Source organism: Parapedobacter sp. GCM10030251 (assembly GCF_042666505.1).
GTDB lineage: Bacteria > Bacteroidota > Bacteroidia > Sphingobacteriales > Sphingobacteriaceae > Parapedobacter.
In genome coordinates, this window is record NZ_JBHTDN010000001.1 from 1,008,924 (window position 1) to 1,026,952 (window position 18,029).

Sequence of the window (18,029 nt, forward strand, 5' to 3'; positions counted from 1 at the left end):
TCATGGCTTGTTAAAAGTTGACGGTTAAACCTGCGGTGTAGATTTTCACCGAAGGGTATTTGCCGATATGCTCACCGGTAAGGTCTTGCTCCGGATCGAACAGCTTCATCTTTGAAAATGTCAGCATGTTTTGGCCATTGACGAACAGTTGCAGCCGGTCGATGCCGATTTTACGAAGTGCCGCGTTCTGGAACGTGTAGGCCAGCTGTATGTTTTTAAGCCGCAGGTAGGAGGCGTCATACAGCCAGAAGTCGGAGTCGGAAAAATTCTCTGCGGTATATTGGTGCCGCGTGGTGATGCGGGGCAATGAAGCGTTGGGATTTTCCGGAGTCCACGAGTCGGTGATCCAATTTTTTGTCAGGCCGGCCCCGTTATTGAAGGGCATGGCCATGTTGCCGTTGAGCCGTACGCTTACATCAGATACACCCTGCCAAACCGTTGATAACGAGAATCCTTTGTAGCCGCCCGATAGGTTGAATCCATAGGTGAAATCAGGAAATGTGCTGCCCGCGATGTAGCGGTCGTTGCCATCGATCTTGCCGTCTTCGTTGAGGTCCACATATTTGACGTCACCAGGGCCGACGCGGCTGGTGATGGTGGGGTAGCTGGCCACCTCTTCTTCCGTTTGGAACAATCCGTCGGTCTTGAGCAGGTACCACGATTCGATGGGGTCGCCGGCGCGGGTGATGCGGGATCCGCTGATAACTTCTTCGCCCATCAGTTCGACGACTTCGTTACGGATTTTGGTGAGGTGTGCACCCAGCTGGTAGGTGAAATCCCCCACACGATTGGTGTGGCTGAGGCTCACCTCGAAGCCGGAATTGTCGACTACGGCGAGGTTTTGCACCGGGCCGCCCAATGCGCCTACCTGCGCAGGCAAGGTAACCGCCCGAAGGATGCCGTCCGTCCGCTTGCGGAATACATCAAATTCGCCGGTCAGCTTGCCATTGAACAGACTCCAGTCCAGACCCAGATTGGACATCGTGGTGGTTTCCCAGCTTAACGTAGGGTCTTTACTCTGCGTGACTGCCGATCCGGGCGCATAGGTGCCGCCAAAGGGATAGCCCAATCCCAACGAAACGGAGTTGACGTACTGGAAGCGGCCGATTTCCTGGTTGCCGATCTGGCCCCACGATCCGCGGAGCTTGAGGTCATCCAACCACGTGGCGTCCTGGAGGAAAGATTCTTCGGAAAGCCGCCAACCCAGTGACAACGATGGAAAGAATCCCCACCGGTTGCCTTCGGCAAAGCGTGACGATCCGTCGTATCGGCTGTTGAATTCGAAAAGGTACCGGTTTCGGAAGTTGTACTGCAGACGGCCGAAGTAGGATAGGAGGGCATCTTCATACGACGTGCCGGTGGTAGCTTGGTTGGCCGTTCCGATGTTCAATTCAGGAAGCTCGGTAGTGGGAAATCCCTGCACGCTCGCTTGCCGCCAGCTGCCTTTAAACGTCTCGACGCTGAATCCGCCGAGGACCGACAGGTTGTGGCTGCTTCCGAAGGTCTTCTCGTAGTTTAAGGTGCTGGTGGTATTTAGCCGCTGTTCTTTCGAACCGTAGTCAACCAAGGTGGCGACGGAGGCAGACGAGTAGCGCGTCGGCGCACCGGTTTTGACGTTGTATAGCATGGTCGGCGTGTTCCAGTCGCGCATGTCGTAACGGCCTTCGTTGGCCGATGCCCGGATGTTGAACAACAACCCGTCGATGATCCGATAGTTGAGCGCCAGGTTGATGAGCATCCGGTCGGTCACCTGTTTCTGGTAGTTTTCGGCCGCCCAGATCAGCGGGTTTTCAAATGAATTCTGGCCGGGGGTAAGTACCCAACTGTCGGGCCAGCGGCCGTCTTCCATTCGGCTGGCGGGTTGGATCGGGACCATCCGCATGATGCGGTTCATGACCGTGCTGATGCCGGCCTTAGGCTCGTCTTTGTCCCAGCGGCTTGCCATGACGCCACCTTCGATGCTCACGCGCTTCGAGAGTTCGGAATTGATCTTTAGGTTCAGCGAATACCGGTCGGCGCCGGTCATACCTTTCAATACGCCGTCCTGCCCGAGGTATCCGGCAGAAAGGTTGTACCGGGTTTTCTCGGTGCCGCCGGCAAACCGGATGTTGTGCTCTTGGATAGGTGCAGTGCTGAACATGAGGTCCATCCAATTGGTGTTGGGGTATACCAGGCTGGTTGGATTCGTCCGGAATTCATTGATCAGCTCTTCGGAATAGTAGGGATTACCGCCCTGATTGACCATGGCCTTGTTGTACCATTCCATGAAATCGACCGAGCTGTCAACGGCATCGGGCAAATAGGTAGCCTCCTGGGCACCGAAATAGTTGCTGTATTCGATGGTGGTCTGGTCGCGTTTGCCAAGTTTGGTGGTGATCAGGACGACGCCGTTGGCGGCACGCGAACCGTAAATGGCAGACGAAGCAGCGTCTTTCAATACGCTGATGCTTTCGATATCTGCCGGGTTGACGGCACTAAGCGGATATTCCACACCGTCTACCAGCACGAGCGGATTGAGTTTACTGCCACCACCGATGGTGCCCACACCCCGGATACGGATCGTAGCCCCATCGGCTCCGGGTTGTCCACCGGCTTGGTTGACATAGATGCCCTGTACGCCCTGCAGTGCCTGGGAGGCATTGGTGATGGGCCGGTTGGCCAGATCATCGCCGTTGACCACGGCCACCGAGCCGGTGACATTGATTTTCTTCTGGGTGCCGTAGCCAACTACCACGACTTCGCTCAGCGCTCCCTCGGCCGCTTGAAGCGTAAAAGACAGCTCTACGGATTGACCGGATTGGATAGATACTTGCTTGCGCTGGGTAGTATATGAAACGTAGGTGACTTCCACATCATACACACCGGGCTGGGCGGAAAAGGTAAAAGCGCCTTCGCTATCGGTGGTATATGAACGGTTCAAGGTATTCACCGTAAGGGTCGCTCCGGCCAGGGGCTCGCCGCGGTCGTCCGTGACCCGGCCATGGATACGGCCGGGTTGCTGTGGTTTATAGAGCGTTATCGTGCCCTCAATCTCTTCTTTGAACAGGATGTCTGTACCGGCCAGGATGGCGGTTAGGATTTTTTCCAGGGGCCGGTCACCGTATGCTGCGGGTTGGGCGGTCAGTCCGGCGACACCGAGGTGCCGTGCGTCATAGGCAAAGTCTACTTTCGCAGTTTGCGATAGGCGTTGTATAGCCTGCTCCAGCGTGGTCTGATGACCGATTACCAAACTAGCGGGCTTGCGTAGTGCCTGTCCGTTGGCTTCGGCCATCAGCAGCTGGGAACATGAAAAGACAAGGATGTAAAGTACGAGTGATATTCGCATAATTCGCTGCATATGCAGTGTAAAATTCTTCATTCGATGTTGTTGTCTGAAACGTGTGTAATTTGATGATCGATTGCCGGAATGGTACGTCGGCAAATCCCTGATGATGTCAATAGATGATTACTTCATAATCTTTCCTCCTAAATTGGTTTTGATGAATCGAACAGATAATGCGCAACGTTTCATCCAGCCGGTTGGTGGTGCGGATAACCAAACTGTAGCGATGGTCATGAATCGCTTGGCTGCCGGCTTTAAGCTCGACGCCGTACGTGTTGAAAAATGCCAGTGCAACGTTTTCAAACGAGGCGTCGCGCAAATGGGTGGCCCCTTCGCGCCAGCTCGCCGTCGTATGGGAAACGCCTTCGTTCAGTGTGTGGCTGCCGCTCCGCGTGTCGAATATCAGTTGCTGCGCTTCGGTAAGCGGTGCCGCCAGCTGGTGTTGGTTACTGTCCGCTACGGCAACCTTTCCATGTGTCACGGTAACCGATATGGAGCCCAGACGCTTGTACGCATTTACATTGAAGGCTGTACCCAGCACCCGTGTGGATAAGCCACGGCTGTGCACGACGAAGGGTTTCGACGGGTCGTGGGCCACTTCGAAATACGCTTCGCCCTCATCGAGATACAGCGCCCGCGTTGGTTTCCCAAACGACTTCGGGACGCGTAACGAGCTCAGGGCATTCACCCACACCATCGAGCCATCCGGTAAGGTGATCTTTTTGACCTGGCCGACCGCCGTTTCCACTTGCTGATAAGTCAGCGTCGCCGAAGACGATGCCGCTTGTGCCGTGCGGTGGGCAGCTGGATTTTGTTCTTGGAAGAATACTGCCCACGATACCCCCAGTACCATAAGCGCGCTGGCTGCGTAGGCGAGGTACCCGCGGTAGGGGATGCGCTTAGGGGGCATCCAATGACCGGATACCTCGGTATGGAGTTGCGAACCGATCCGCGCAGATTCTGCTTCGCAGCCAAAAACCTCGGCATCGTCCAGTTCGCGGTACGAATCATACCAGGTGTCGATCGTCTTTTTCTCGCTGTCGGATGCGGAACCGCTTACATACCGGCGAAGGAGCTGTTTGAATGTTTTGTTATCCAAGATTACGTATCCTTTTTATAGAGGAGTAACCCGGCAGCACCAAATCTACTTTGATTTACTGTTAAGTGTTCATGAATTAATGGTGAACAAGGCTCAGGAAAAGCGAAAGGCCCAGTAAAAGCTCACCCTGATGGTGCTTGGTGAGTTTTTGCCGTAGCCGCCGGACGGCTTCGGAAATATGGTTTGAAACGGTTTGCTCGGCCAATCCCAGTTTCTCAGCGATTTCTTTGATGCTGCGGTTTTCGCAGCGGAGCAGAAAGGATTGCTTCATGTTTTCGGGCATGCCGTGGAGCGCTATGTCCAGCGACTGCTCCAGGACATGACGTGAAAGGGGATCGGACTCCGGTTCGACGACTAGCTCCATCTGGGCCATAGCCAGGTCTATCACATGCTGTTTGACGCGTTCTGACCGGAAGTGATTGAGGGTTTGCAGTTTTACAGCCCCGCGCAGGAACTGTTCAAGCGTGGTACGTACGCGCAGGGATTTGCGGTTTTGCCAGATGCTGATCAGGACGTTCTGTACGATGTCTTTGGCAGCATCTTCATCCGGAACGCGGCTATACGCTATTTTGTACAGCAGTTTCCAATACCGATGATAAAGCTGTTCGTAAGCGTCCGGGGTGCCTGATCGCAACGCATCAATCAAAGCGGATTCTGTCATCACTGTTCCTGATATGCACGGCAAAAATACCAAAGCAGTGTTAAGGCAATGTTATGTTTCGAACTCGGAACCAGGTATGGCAGAAGGACTAATTTGCCCGGCGGACAATATGTCGGAAATAACCGAAAGTCTCTGGTTTTATGATGACGCACTCGCTCGGGTGAAAAAGAAAAAATAAACCGTCATAATTGCTAACTTTGGAGGTATGAAGACGTATTACGAGCATAAAAAGGTTTCGAATATAGCCCTTTCTAGCCCGCTGTTGATCAAGACGGAACCTCCGAGCGATTACGGCCCGATCCATTCAACGGTAATCGCATCCGTGCAGCACCCTTGCAACGACAGCGACCGGACGCTGACCTTGTCGAAATTTGATCACTTGGGGTAACGGCCGGTGACAACATTATTTACGTAGACAACTGAGAGGAACCAAGATGATGAATATCCGTAAAGTAACACTAGCTGAAGTTGGACCGCTTCAGCAAATCGCCCGGCAGACTTTTTCCGATACATTTTCGTCAGTAAACAGTATAGAAAATATAGAAAAGTATCTTGCCGAACGATTGTCCATTGACGCCCTGAAGTCGGAATTGCAAAATGAAAATTCTGAATTCTACTTTGCTGAGGACCACGACAGGATCGTGGGATACTTGAAAATAAATGTTGGTAATGCTCAAACCGAACGGCAAGAGCCGGACGCACTTGAAATCGAGCGAATCTATGTCCTAAAGGAGTTCCAGGGTAAACGGGTAGGACAAAGATTGTATCAAAAAGCTGTTGAAATTGCAGGCGAAAAGAATGCCAGGTATGTTTGGCTAGGGGTTTGGGAGGAAAATGACCGGGCTATCGCGTTTTACAAAAAGTGTGGTTTTGCTGAATTTGACAAGCACATCTTTACATTGGGTACTGATGAGCAAACGGATATCATGATGAAATTGCAGTTGAAAGAATGAAACATTGGACAGTTCGGTTCAAAGCAATGCCTTACTCCGGATTTTTGCCTTCTTCCCAATATTTTTCGTTGACCGCGTCCCATGCGGCATGCATGATCACATCATCATGCTCTCCGTCGACCACCTGGCCGATCCACACGCCACCCAGGTCATCGTAAAGTAGTACGCTGTCTGGATCCAAACCTTCGGGCTCGGTATCGGTCGGCGTGAAACGGAATTTGATTCCAGTAGGCAGATGCGTAACGATACGTTCCAGCTCATCGGTGTCAATTTTGAAATCTTTCATACTTCCTCGTTTATAGCTATGCTTTCATTGGTAAACCCGCATGGCAACGGATTGTTTTATCCGCTATCTATACCAGAATAATAGCCAATTCGTTCTCGTCGAGTCGCAGTTTTGACCAAAGTCCTGTTTTCAGCTATTCCGTTCGGTATGGAAACGGCTATCTATGGAGAGTATGTTAATCGGGGAGATACCGAGTAGCGGAGATAGACATGCCGTATTTCTTGCCGGAAGTTTTTATCTTTTCAGGCTGAAAATTTACGCTCGAAATCGCATGCCATGGACATCCATATCGATACGATCTACCCCCTTACGCACCCCAAACCGGAAGACCGTCCGTTGTATCAGATTTTTCTGCTTGGGGAACCGGTAGAAATTGTGGTCGACTTGGTGCGCTACAAAACGACCTCGACGTCGCTGCTTTTTCTAAGTCCATACCAACATCTTGCGTGGGAAAAACCGGTTTTACAGCCAGTTATCCAAATTTTGTTTCACGGCGATTTCTACTGCATTGAATACCATAAAAAAGAAGTGGCCTGCAATGGCCTGTTATTCAATAATATCTATCTTCAACCGTTTGTGAATGTGCCGGCAACGCTATATGAGGAGATTGTATACCTCGTCAGCAAGATGAAGAACGAGTTAGGTTCCAAGGCGCCATTCTCGGCCTCCGTATTAAAAGCCTACCTACAGCTTATTCTCGCCCTGTCGAGCAAGGTCAAAAAGCAGCAGGTAGGTATCGATGTGCCTACCGATCATGCGGAGATGCAGCTAGGAGGGATGTTCCAGCAATTATTGGAGGAACATTTTTCAACCGTTAGATCGGTAAGCTTCTATGCCGGCAAACTGAACCTGAGTACAGACGCGTTCAGCAGGAAAATAAAACGGCAGCTGGGTAAATTACCCTCTGTATTTATTCAAGAGCGTGTGATTTTGGAAGCTAAGAAATTACTCCATCTTACCTACTTATCGGTAAAGGAAATCGCGCTGCGACTTCATTTTGACGACGAACATTACTTCAGCAGGTATTTCAAGAAATATGTAGGGGTTTCGCCTTCCGAATTTCGAGCGACGGTTGGCATATCGATTGTCGCAACGAAATAGTTCACGACGAAACCGTTTTTGTCCATTCCCCTGCGCATCGTTGTCGCATATTTTTGTGCTTAAAATGATGACGATGAATAACTTGCTACGTTTTTTGGCAAATGGGCAGCGCGGGTTCATACACGCGTTGCGGATTTCCATTTTTGTGGTTATGGCTTGGATCGGTGGCCTGAAGGCGTTTCAATACGAAGCTGATGGCATTGTCCCATTCGTAGCCAACAGTCCGCTGATGCAATTTTTCTATGCGAAGGAAGCACCCGAATACCAAGCGTATAAAAATCCTGAAGGGAAGACCGTGGCCAAAAATATTGAATGGCATAAAACAAACGGAACCTATGCCTTTTCGTACGGCCTCGGGGCTGTTATTGTCGCAATCGGCTTGCTGACCTTAGCCGGGATCTGGTCTGCAAAATTGGGACTGGTCGGCGGACTTCTGACGTTTCTGATGTCAATCGTGACCTTATCGTTTCTGATCACCACACCGGAGGTTTACGTGCCTGACCTGGGGGGAGACTTTCCAACGCCCCATCATGGTTTTCCTTACCTTTCGGGAGCCGGTCGGTTGGTGTTGAAGGATGTGATCATGCTTGCCGCTGGCATGATTGTGGCCGCCGATTCGGCTACGTCCATCCAAAAAAATCAGAAGTAAAGCGAAATTATTTTCATACGCAGGCAAAATTGTTTTCTGAAAGGTACTGTAGTGTATTGTATATAACTATCATACAGATATATATAATTTAAGTGAGGGTAACGTTTTTGATTTTTACGTCAAATTATTATGTTTGACATATAAACATGATAGTTAAACCAATTATGGCAAAACAGATGGTAAAATCTTATTTTCTTACCCATTTTCTTTTCATGGTCATCGGTTTCTCGACCGCTCGTCAGGAAACAACATGTAAAGACGGCGGCGGATTGGCGGGCGGTATCCAAACGATCGATCTGTCGAATGATTCGGCACGGCACGTAGTCGTAGCGGCGGGCACAGCGGAAGTCTACCAGGGACATCCCACCACCGTACTTTTACCCGATGGAAAAACGATCTACTGCGTTTGGACGTATAACCACGGTGGCGTATGTGGTCCGTTGAAACGGAGCGATGACGGTGGACGCACATGGAGTGAACTGCTCGATGTGCCCGATAATTGGTCGACGGTTTATAATTGCCCGACCATATATCGGTTGCCTGATCCGCAGGGCAATTATCGTCTTTTTGTATTTGCGGGTGAGGGGCCGGACGGCGGCATGTACCAATCACATTCGGACGATGACGGTAGCACCTGGTCGCCCATGGTTTCCAACCACGTGGGTGCAAGTGTGATGCCGTTTTGTACCATTATGCCCATCGAGGGCGGCAAAAGGTTATTGGGACTTTCAAACATCCGGCGGCCGGGCGAGCAAAAAGAGGAGCGATCTAATGTGCTTGCAAGGAGTTACTCCCATGACGGCGGTGCCACCTGGACGCCCTGGGAAGTAATCCTCGATCTACCGGGACTGAAGCCTTGTGAACCGGAACTGGTGCGTTCGCCTGATGGTAAACAATTGCTCTGCCTCATCCGCGAAAACACCAAACGTGTGGCTTTGTTTATGACCAGTGATGACGAAGGGGCTTCCTGGTCTGAGACAAAGCCGCTTCCTGGTCCACTGCACGGCGACCGGCACAAGGCTGCCTACGCACCGGATGGTCGCCTCGTCGTGATATTCCGCGACACGGGACATGACAACCCGACGCGTACGCACTTCGTAGCGTGGGTGGGTACGTACAACGATATTTTGCAGGGCAATGAAGGTCAGTACCGCGTAAAGCTGCTGCATAGCCATAAAGGAATGGATTGCGGTTACCCTGGCTTGGAGCGGCTACCGGATGGCACGTACGTAGCGACTACGTATGTGAAATACAGGAAAGGACCTGAAAAAAATTCAGTGGTCAGCACGCGTTTTACACTCGATGAACTCGATAAATACGAGCAATAACCGTATCCATTCAACTAAACGTTTCTACAGCGATAAAAAAATCCGATCCCATTTACGGGATCGGATTCAATCATACTAACATTAAAACTAAAATCAACCTTTATAGCGAAACCATTTCACCAGTTCTTTGTAACTCGCTTTCTTCCCGTACATGAGGATACCGACGCGGTAAATGCGGGCTGCTACCCACGTAGTAAGAATAAACCCACCAATAAGCAATACCAACGATAAGCCGATTTCCCACGCAGGCACACCGAATGGGATCCGAACCAGCATGGCAATCGGCGATGTAAATGGTATCATGCTCAGCCAGAAGGATAAGGGTCCGTGCGGGTCGTTGACCAACACGCCAAACGAAAGTATATAAGTGAAAAGCAGAGGTATGGTGATCGGAAACATGAATTGCTGGGTTTCCGTTTCACTGTCGACTGCCGAACCGACGGCCGCAAACAGGGCACTGTAAAGCAGGTATCCGCCGAAAAAGTATAACAGAAAAGTTGTAATGATGGTGCGGAAATCGACTTTGTCGAGCTCCTGCTTGACAGTACCCAACATGCCCATCTGAGACCGGTCTTGTGCAGCTTCTCCATTTGACAACGCCTGCTGCTGTTCAACCTTTGCCTTGAGGTCTTGTCCGTCAATCAGACCTGCACTGGCGACACCCATTAAGGTTGTAGAAAGGAAGATCCAGAGAATGAATTGGGTCAGTCCCACCAAGCCGATGCCAATGATTTTGCCCATCATTAGTTGGAAAGGCTTAACTGACGAAATGATCACCTCCACAATGCGGCTGTTTTTTTCCTCAATGATACCCCGCATCACCTGAGATCCATATAAAAACAGGCAGATGTAAACCAGAATCGACAGCGACATCGCAATGCCCATCGCCGCACCTGCACTGCTGTCCTTTTCACCTTCGTCTGTAATTTCCTTCGCAGCCAGGGTCACTTCGGGACGGATACTTTCTACCGTAGCCCGGTCGATACCGGCATTCGTAAAGGCGATGTCGCGTAGCACGTTCTCCAATTTACGGCTGATTTCGCCCTGGACGGTAAGGCTGGCGGTCTCTCTCGAAATAAGCTCGGCCCGGGATGAGGTCGCAAAATCGGAGGGAATGATAAGCAGAAAATTCTTCCCATCGGCGTCCAGTAGCTGTTCACGTTGATTTGCCGTGTTTTCGGCGGTTGCTACAGGGAGAAAAGTGATGTTTTTGGTGCTTTCAATCTTTCCGGAAAACAAGCCACTTTGATCGATGACATGAACAGTCGCCTTGCTGTTTTCAAAGCTTCGTGCCGTCAGATAGATGGTCAGGCCATAAATCCCGATGATGGCCAGCGGTACCAGAAAGGTGACCAATAAAAAGGAACGTTTCTTAACCCGGCTAAGGTATTCACGCTTGATGATGAGTACTATTTTGTTCATTCGTGTGTTTCAATAAAGGCGGGCGATGCCTGGGCGGTTACCTGTTGTACAAAAATATCGTGTATGCTGGGAATGAGTTCTTTCAGCTCATGAATCTGGACCCTTGGAATGAGGTGCATCAATACGTCGTTGATAGTTTTCCCATCGGCGATCCTTACGGTAAGCGTGGTGCTTTCCTCCGGGACGTCGACAATGCTTTCGATCGAAAACAGTCCCGCTACTTCCGTCACAGGTTCCTTCGAAGGCAAGTGTTCGATCCGGTACGTGTTGGTGCGGTAAACGTTTTTGATGTCACTGAGTTTGCCGTCCAATATTTTTTTAGCTTTGTTGATGAGGACGATGCTGTCACAAAGCTCTTCCACCGATTCCATGCGATGCGTCGAAAAAATGATGGTGGCACCGTTGCGGTTAAGGGAAAGGATTTCTTCTTTGATGATGTTGGCATTTACCGGATCGAAGCCTGAAAACGGTTCGTCCAATATGATCAGGTCGGGTCGGTGCACCACGGTAGCCACAAATTGCACTTTCTGCTGCATACCCTTGCTTAGGTCTTCGACCTTCTTGTGCCACCAGCTTTGCATCTCCATCTTTTCAAACCAATGTTTGATGCGTTCAGTGGCTTCTTTCCGGGAAAGGCCTTTCAGTTGGGCTAGGTAAAGCATCTGCTCGCCGATTTCCATCTTCTTGTATAATCCCCGTTCCTCGGGCAGATAGCCGATGCGGCCAATGTGGGTGGGATTGAGCCGTTCGCCGTCGAAGTATATTTCGCCGCTGTCGGGGGCCGTTATCTGATTGATGATCCGGATGAGGGATGTTTTTCCGGCGCCATTGGGACCAAGCAGACCAAAAATAGTGCCTTTTTCCACATGGGTGGAGACGTCATCCAGGGCCCGGTGATTGGCATATTGTTTTACGATGTTTCTGATTTCCAGCATACGTGTGTTCGTGGTTCTGTTTCGTGCCCCTTTGACGATGTCAGGTGGGGATTGTTACAGCTGGATAGCCAATGTTCCCTGTCGGGCGGATCTTTCCCGGAATTCCTCGCCATACAAAATGCCGCGGAGTCAAGTGAGATCCGCGGCTCGTTGAAAAATTGATTTTAAGCGCCTTTAAGTCGCTAATCCATCAATTCAGCAGTTCGTCAAATAAAATCGATACGTAATACATGCCTCCAACGGAAGGATTGCCCCAACCCGTCGTATACAGTTTGCTGCCGATATTCGTTCCGCCTAGCTTCACGATGGATTTTATGCTTGGAATTTTCTTGCTTATCTGTCCGTCGAACGTCGAAAATGCCGGAATCATCGATTGCCCGGTTACATTAATGGCGGGCGTACCGATGGTTCCGTTCCATAAAAACTCGGTTTGATGGCGGAAGGTAAGGCCAAATCCCCATCCGGTTTGCTTGATATCCCGATTGGAGAATCCCAGGTTGAACCGGTATTCGGGTGTGTTGAAAGCCGTGACAAACGAGGGGTCCCGCTCACGGATTTCATCCTCGTTCAGCAGTACGTTCCGGGAGACATTGCCCGTAAGCGTAAATCCATTCCCGATCAGATAATCCAATCCGATGCCCCAACCGGAATTTTTGATGGTTTGGGGGGCATTTAGGGGCATGCTATACACGTTGCGGCGGGTGGGGTCTGCTAGGTCTGCCGGCGATCTAGTTGGATCTTTTAATTGCACGAGCACGGCGGTTCCTTCGAACGTAAGGAACCGGTTGTAATAATAAAACAGGTCCACGAACAACCGGTTGTCAATGGCGCTTTTGTAACCGACCTCGTAGGTTTCCACCTTTTCGGGTTCCCATTCCTTGAACTGATAAGGCGTGAGGTCGCCGTTCTGGACATCGGACAGGGCGTATACCGGGTTATCAATCATGTTATACCGCTGGCGGAATAGGGGCAAGCCACCTACCAAACGTGCTTGGGGTGTCAGCAGATCGATGTATTGGTTTTGTGTAGTGGGTATGCGGAATCCCCGTTGGAAGGATGCCCGGAAATTGTGGTCTTCGGCAACGGTGAGTACGCCCGAGACCCGCGGACTGAATTGGCCTTTGAAGTTTTCGTTTTTATCATAGCGTAGGGAGGCTGTGAGTTTGAACACATCGTTGAAATTGCGTCCTGCCTGCACATAGGCGCCGTATTCGCGAATGTTGAACTCTTCGCCATTATCCTGCAACGCAAACAAGGTGCCTTCCGAGTTGAGGTCATATATCCGGTAACTGGCCCCTGCAATCAGTTCGATGATGGCCGGATCTACCTGCCGTTTGAAATTGTACATCGCTTCGACATGATACATATTGGACCGGTCAAGGAAACTGGCCCCTGCAGGGATGGCCCGCGTTTTAATGTCTGCCATCGAAGCGTCAAATTCCGATCCGCCGGGCAGGTACATGCCGTTTGCAGCCTGTAAAGCGGGAGTCATGGCATTACGCATCCATTCCACACGATTCGCCCCGGCGTAGGCGTTTGCAGCGCTCTGTGCCACCTCTATAGCCGCGCTGTGATTGGCTCCGTCCTCCCGGGCCTGTCGGTAAGCCGTCAGTAAGGCACCCGCGTACTGTGTATAGGCATTCTGGACAAAAGCCGGAGCCCCTGTACCAATGGCTGTTTGCAGATACCGTTGACTGACCAGGCTTCCCAAGACACCTAACGCATGGGCATCGCCAGAGTTTTCACGGGTAGTGTACCCTCTTACAAAGAAATTGTCGCCCCGTAACTCGGCTTTATACTGTCCCATGGTGAAATTCTGGATGTTGTACCGATCGGCAGCGGTATATACCGTGGATCCTTTTCCCCAATTGGCCTGAAGGATAGCCTCCACGTCTTCGTTGATCCGGTAGTGCAGGGAAGCATTCAGCTTGAGACTTTTGGTCGGGTAATCGGTCAGCTGCTGTTCGGCATAACCAGGGGCAGGTTGATAATATTGCGGAACCATGTTCTGGAAGATGGATCGTGCCACACCGATTTGTGCCATCGGATCCTCTCCGGCGATAAACTGTGGTAACGTCTGACCGCCAATCGCTTCAATCTGTCTCGTAAAGATCGCACCCAAGGCACCCGAACTGCCGTCGGAACCATCTCCCGGCATTCCATTAGCATATAGAATATCGTAGAGGTTGGCGCCAACGTCTCCATACCAATTTACACCGTCGTAGGTGGGATTCCCCTGTACGTTACCCACGTTGTTGGCCAAATTGGTGCCGTTGGTTAAACTTTGATCACGGTAGTCAGTTGCCTGCCAATCGTCTGCGGTGAGATAGGCTACATTCGCTTTAAAGGCAAACCGGTCGTTGAAGGCCTTGGCAAACCGCACCGCAATGTCGTAATATCCCGTATTCCGTTGCGTGCGGTTGGACGCGCTCATCACACCTGTTTTGACATACGCACTGAGGCCTTGGTAGACAAATGGCGATTTGCTGTTCATCAACAGAAGACCGTTGATGGCATTCGGACCATATAGTGCCGATGCCGCTCCGGGAAGGAGTTCGACACTTTCCACATCCAGTTCGGACATACCGACAACGTTGCCAACGGGAAAGTTGAGTCCCGGGGCTTGGTTGTCCATTCCATCAACCAACTGCACCAAACGAGTATTGCCGTTGGCGCCGAACCCGCGTGTGTTGACAGACCGGAAAGTGAGCGACTGGGTGCTCATCTCAACGCCTTTCAGGTTTTGCAATGCATCGTAAAATGTCGGTTGTGGGCTCTCACGGATGCCCAAGACGTTGAGTTTTTCGATGGATACGGGTGATTTCATCACATTTTCCTCGACCCGTGAGGCCGAGACGACGACTTCGGATGCTACGATGGATTGTTCTTCCAGCATGATAGCTAGATCCTCGGTTGCTTGGTCCACCACAATTTCCTTTGGGTTGTAGCCTATGGAAGAAGCGACCAACGTCATTGGAGGACGATCGTTAATCCGCAATGTAAACCGCCCTTCGGAATTGGTAATGGTGCCTACTACCTTTCCTTTTACCTGGATGCTGACCCCGATCAGGGGAGTAGCGGATGCGTCCGTTACGGTTCCAGAGAGGGTTGTCTGGGCGAGGGCTTGAGAGAAGCTGAAGTGAAGCGCGATTATTCCGACGAACCATCTGATACGCTTCCAGGTAAATGGTCTTTTCATACAGTAAATTTTATAATGGTCGTATACAAGAATACGAAATATTCCGCGAGACGAAAAGGGATGGCTTATATTTTTTTTGAGCGGGGTTTTTAACATTTTTTAACAGAACGCCCTTAAACTTTTCACCGCAAATCCGCTCTTATAAATACAACGGGCAAGCGATAACAAATCACGTCCATTTAACGAAAGGAGGATACCATGAGAATTGTAGCATTCATTACTCTATTGATCTCAACGATCACATTATCGGCCTTCGGCCAGGAACACCAGCGGCACCGGAAACCCCGGAGTGCCGAAGAAATAGCTAAGATGCGTACCGATCAATTGACGGAAAGCCTTGGTTTAACCGACGAGCAGCAAAAGCAGGTGTATGCGCTCAACTTAGAAAGAGCAGAGAAGATGAAAACAGCGCGCGAAGACCGGACGGCCAGAGGGGCAGAGATTCGGGAAGAAATGAAGGCCGACCGCGAGCGCCTGAATAAAATCCTTACTGAAGAACAACGCGAAATGCTGAAAAAGCAGCAGGTCGACCGCGCGGAGAAATTCAAAGCCCGGCAGGAAGCCCGAAAGGACGGTCAGTTCAGAGGCAGTAGAAGCCGGAGCCAAGATCAATAAGGTTAAAGGTTTAATTGTACGACAGTTTTTTGGTTAAGTTTGATGATGAGCGCCCATTCCGTCTCTTGGCGGATGGGCGTTTTTTCGTTATGTTTGCCAACACCAATACTCCTTCGTATGCAGCATGTAAGCGTCATCGGATCGGGCACCATGGGAAACGGAATTGCCCATACTTTTGCACAATATGGATTTGATGTCTCACTCGTTGATACCCAGCCTGCGGCCCTGGAACGGGCGATTGTGACGATACACGCCAACTTGGATCGTCAGATCAAAAAGGAAATTTTGACGGATGATGAGAAGGGGCGGACATTGGCGCGCATACGTACGTATACCGACTTAAATGACGGCGTAAGAAATGCCGACCTGGTCGTCGAGGCTGCCACTGAAAATGAATCGATTAAAGTAACTATATTTAAGGAATTGGATCGGCTATGCCCCGGGCACACGGTGTTGGCCACCAATACATCTTCCATCTCTATTACCAAAATCGCTTCAGCTACGCAACGTCCCGATCGGGTAATCGGCATGCATTTCATGAATCCGGTTCCGGTTATGAAATTGGTCGAGGTGATCAAGGGTTATCTTACATCAAGCGACACAACCGACATGATCACAACGCTTTCTAGGAAGTTGGATAAAGTTCCCGTTGAAGTGAATGATTATCCCGGCTTTGTTGCTAATCGCATTCTAATGCCTATGATCAACGAAGCGATCTATGCGCTTTATGAAGGCGTATCCGATGCGGAAGCAATAGATAACGTAATGAAATTGGGTATGGCCCACCCCATGGGCCCTCTGGAACTAGCCGATTTCATCGGTCTGGATGTGTGCTTGTCGATATTGCGTGTATTGCATGAGGGATTTGGCAATCCAAAGTATGCACCTTGTCCGCTGCTGGTGAATATGGTTTCCGCCGGCAGGTTAGGAAAGAAAACAGGATTCGGATTTTATACCTATTGATCCGTACTTTCTTTCATCTGTTTTTAATACTTTCTCCAAACGAAATAGTCTTACATTACTTGTTCCTTCCATGCCTCAATTTTAATCCAAATTCGTTTTTTCCTTTTGGTTAACTTGTATTTTAGTCGGAGTTCATTCGGAGTTTATTCGGAAGTTAACCGAATATACTTAAAGTAAAATCAAATGAATAATCCTATAATTTTACAGTAAGCCATATCTATGGATTAAGCTTTGGAAGGACGTGGCATAAGGCCATAGCGGCATTTCAGGGAAACTTGCATATGAAGACATTTTTATCGTAGTTTGTAACCATGAAAGTGCTCGACGGCCACACGGCCAAAATCCCACAGTTTGCTGACCTGATCCTTTACGAAGATGACCACCTGATTGTGATCAACAAACCTCCGTTCCTGGCATCGTTGGACGAACGTGAAGGGGGTGATATGAGTGTATTGCGCTTGGCGAAGCGATATCACGCGGATGCCCAAGTATGCCACCGGCTTGATAAGGAGACTTCCGGCTTGTTGCTCATCGCCAAAGATCCGGAAACTTACCGATCGGTGTCCATCGAGTTTGAACGGCGGCGGGTGTCCAAGATATATCACGCGATCATTGAAGGTACGCATGTTTTTGAAGATTTGTTGGTCGACTTGCCGATCCTTAATTTGGGCAATAAAAACGTAACGATCGACCGGGCCAATGGTAAGCATGCAGAAACGTACTTCAAATCGTTGCGTTATTTCAAACATTATACCTTGGTCGAATGCCGGCCGATAACCGGACGCATGCACCAAATCCGCATCCATTTGGCCACGCAACACGCAGCCATCGTGGGCGACACACTGTACCGGGGCAAGCCGGTGTACCTCTCACAGATTAAGAAGCGCGGGTTTTCGTTGGGGAAGGGACAGGAAGAGCAACCGATTATGAGGCGGTTCGCGCTGCATGCGCATCAGCTGGAACTTAATATAAACGGTAAGGACCATCGCTTTGAGGCACCTTATCCGAAAGATTTTGCGACACTGCTCCGCCATCTCGAAAAGTTTGATGACTGAACGGGATTTCACAATAAATTTATCTAGTTTTGACGCATGCGTTGGTTTCGCGTTATCTTGTGTTTTTACATGTCGGTATTGTCCTGGTGGCCTTGCGCAGACAGGCATCCCGAACGGTATAATGCTGGTATAACCGCTATCCAGCCGCTGGATCATGTACACGAACACGGTCCATGCAGTCCTTTCTGCGCCTGTGGCTGCTGTGGCGTGATCGTAGGCCTGCATTACGATTGGGGTTCTTTGTACAAGCCGATCGATTTTCCGTCCCTTACGGATGACGTCATCACCTACGCCTTTCCGATACCGGATTCCATTTTAGACGCCATTTGGCAACCCCCCAAGTTTATCGTTTAGTTCATTTCTGAAATCATTGCTGCCGCTTTCGATCGAAGAGGGACGGCCTTGTCATTGCATTCATCAATCGAACGATCGGACGCGCAG

16 protein-coding genes are annotated in these 18,029 nt (G+C 50.3%); 9 read left to right on the top strand and 7 right to left on the bottom strand.

Annotation, left to right across the window (positions count from 1 at the left end; all coding sequences use genetic code 11):
* Positions 1 to 10 precede the first annotated feature (10 nt).
* From ACFQRK_RS04515 to ACFQRK_RS04525, 3 genes are all read right to left on the bottom strand, one after another.
* Positions 11 to 3,358 carry a SusC/RagA family TonB-linked outer membrane protein gene (locus tag ACFQRK_RS04515; protein ID WP_379004079.1) on the bottom strand — a complete coding sequence of 1,116 codons (3,348 nt, stop codon included), beginning with the start codon at positions 3,356 to 3,358 and terminating at the stop codon, positions 11 to 13.
* A gap of 76 nt (positions 3,359 to 3,434) precedes the next feature.
* On the bottom strand, positions 3,435 to 4,421 hold the full coding sequence (locus ACFQRK_RS04520; RefSeq protein ID WP_379004081.1) for a FecR family protein: 987 nt from the start codon (positions 4,419 to 4,421) through the stop codon (positions 3,435 to 3,437).
* A gap of 76 nt (positions 4,422 to 4,497) precedes the next feature.
* The gene (locus ACFQRK_RS04525; protein WP_379004083.1) at positions 4,498 to 5,082 is read right to left on the bottom strand and encodes an RNA polymerase sigma factor; all 585 of its coding nucleotides are present in this window, start codon (positions 5,080 to 5,082) and stop codon (positions 4,498 to 4,500) included.
* 205 nt (positions 5,083 to 5,287) lie between these two features.
* Here ACFQRK_RS04525 and ACFQRK_RS04530 point away from each other — a divergent pair, with 205 nt between their 5' ends.
* Both ACFQRK_RS04530 and ACFQRK_RS04535 read left to right on the top strand, forming a co-directional pair.
* Positions 5,288 to 5,470 carry a hypothetical protein gene (locus ACFQRK_RS04530; RefSeq protein ID WP_379004085.1) on the top strand — a complete coding sequence of 61 codons (183 nt, stop codon included), beginning with the start codon at positions 5,288 to 5,290 and terminating at the stop codon, positions 5,468 to 5,470.
* Between the two features lie 46 nt (positions 5,471 to 5,516).
* Positions 5,517 to 6,035: a GNAT family N-acetyltransferase gene (locus ACFQRK_RS04535; protein WP_379004087.1), complete on the top strand. Its 519-nt coding sequence runs from the start codon at positions 5,517 to 5,519 to the stop codon at positions 6,033 to 6,035.
* Positions 6,036 to 6,066: 31 nt separating this feature from the next.
* Here the strand turns inward: ACFQRK_RS04535 and ACFQRK_RS04540 are convergent, their stop codons facing one another.
* Complete coding sequence (locus ACFQRK_RS04540) at positions 6,067 to 6,321, bottom strand: hypothetical protein (protein ID WP_379004089.1); 255 nt, start codon at positions 6,319 to 6,321, stop codon at positions 6,067 to 6,069.
* Between the two features lie 276 nt (positions 6,322 to 6,597).
* Here ACFQRK_RS04540 and ACFQRK_RS04545 point away from each other — a divergent pair, with 276 nt between their 5' ends.
* The 3 genes from ACFQRK_RS04545 to ACFQRK_RS04555 all read left to right on the top strand — a co-directional run bounded on the left by ACFQRK_RS04545 (position 6,598) and on the right by ACFQRK_RS04555 (position 9,399).
* The gene (locus tag ACFQRK_RS04545) at positions 6,598 to 7,422 is read left to right on the top strand and encodes a helix-turn-helix domain-containing protein (protein WP_379004091.1); all 825 of its coding nucleotides are present in this window, start codon (positions 6,598 to 6,600) and stop codon (positions 7,420 to 7,422) included.
* 73 nt (positions 7,423 to 7,495) lie between these two features.
* On the top strand, positions 7,496 to 8,071 hold the full coding sequence (locus ACFQRK_RS04550) for a DUF417 family protein (protein WP_379004093.1): 576 nt from the start codon (positions 7,496 to 7,498) through the stop codon (positions 8,069 to 8,071).
* Positions 8,072 to 8,235: 164 nt separating this feature from the next.
* A complete protein-coding gene (locus ACFQRK_RS04555; RefSeq protein ID WP_379004095.1) occupies positions 8,236 to 9,399 on the top strand; it encodes a sialidase family protein in 1,164 nt (387 codons plus the stop codon).
* Between the two features lie 93 nt (positions 9,400 to 9,492).
* Here the strand turns inward: ACFQRK_RS04555 and ACFQRK_RS04560 are convergent, their stop codons facing one another.
* The 3 genes from ACFQRK_RS04560 to ACFQRK_RS04570 all read right to left on the bottom strand — a co-directional run bounded on the left by ACFQRK_RS04560 (position 9,493) and on the right by ACFQRK_RS04570 (position 14,955).
* Entirely contained in the window at positions 9,493 to 10,821 is a 1,329-nt protein-coding gene (locus tag ACFQRK_RS04560) for an ABC transporter permease (RefSeq protein WP_379004097.1), read from the bottom strand.
* A complete protein-coding gene (locus tag ACFQRK_RS04565) occupies positions 10,818 to 11,756 on the bottom strand; it encodes an ABC transporter ATP-binding protein (RefSeq protein WP_379004099.1) in 939 nt (312 codons plus the stop codon). Before ACFQRK_RS04565 ends, ACFQRK_RS04560 begins: the two co-directional genes overlap by 4 nt.
* Before the next feature lie 190 nt (positions 11,757 to 11,946).
* Entirely contained in the window at positions 11,947 to 14,955 is a 3,009-nt protein-coding gene (locus tag ACFQRK_RS04570) for a TonB-dependent receptor domain-containing protein (RefSeq protein ID WP_379004101.1), read from the bottom strand.
* Positions 14,956 to 15,153: 198 nt separating this feature from the next.
* Here ACFQRK_RS04570 and ACFQRK_RS04575 point away from each other — a divergent pair, with 198 nt between their 5' ends.
* The 4 genes from ACFQRK_RS04575 (at position 15,154) to ACFQRK_RS04590 (ending at position 17,942) form a co-directional block, all read left to right on the top strand.
* Positions 15,154 to 15,570, top strand: coding sequence for a hypothetical protein (locus ACFQRK_RS04575; protein ID WP_379004103.1), 417 nt, complete (start codon positions 15,154 to 15,156; stop codon positions 15,568 to 15,570).
* Between the two features lie 117 nt (positions 15,571 to 15,687).
* The gene (locus tag ACFQRK_RS04580; RefSeq protein ID WP_379004105.1) at positions 15,688 to 16,533 is read left to right on the top strand and encodes a 3-hydroxybutyryl-CoA dehydrogenase; all 846 of its coding nucleotides are present in this window, start codon (positions 15,688 to 15,690) and stop codon (positions 16,531 to 16,533) included.
* A 311-nt stretch (positions 16,534 to 16,844) separates the two neighbouring features.
* Positions 16,845 to 17,588, top strand: a complete 744-nt coding sequence (locus tag ACFQRK_RS04585; RefSeq protein ID WP_379004107.1) for an RluA family pseudouridine synthase — start codon at positions 16,845 to 16,847, stop codon at positions 17,586 to 17,588.
* A 36-nt stretch (positions 17,589 to 17,624) separates the two neighbouring features.
* Positions 17,625 to 17,942, top strand: a complete 318-nt coding sequence (locus tag ACFQRK_RS04590) for a DUF6660 family protein (protein ID WP_379004109.1) — start codon at positions 17,625 to 17,627, stop codon at positions 17,940 to 17,942.
* Positions 17,943 to 18,029 lie beyond the last annotated feature (87 nt).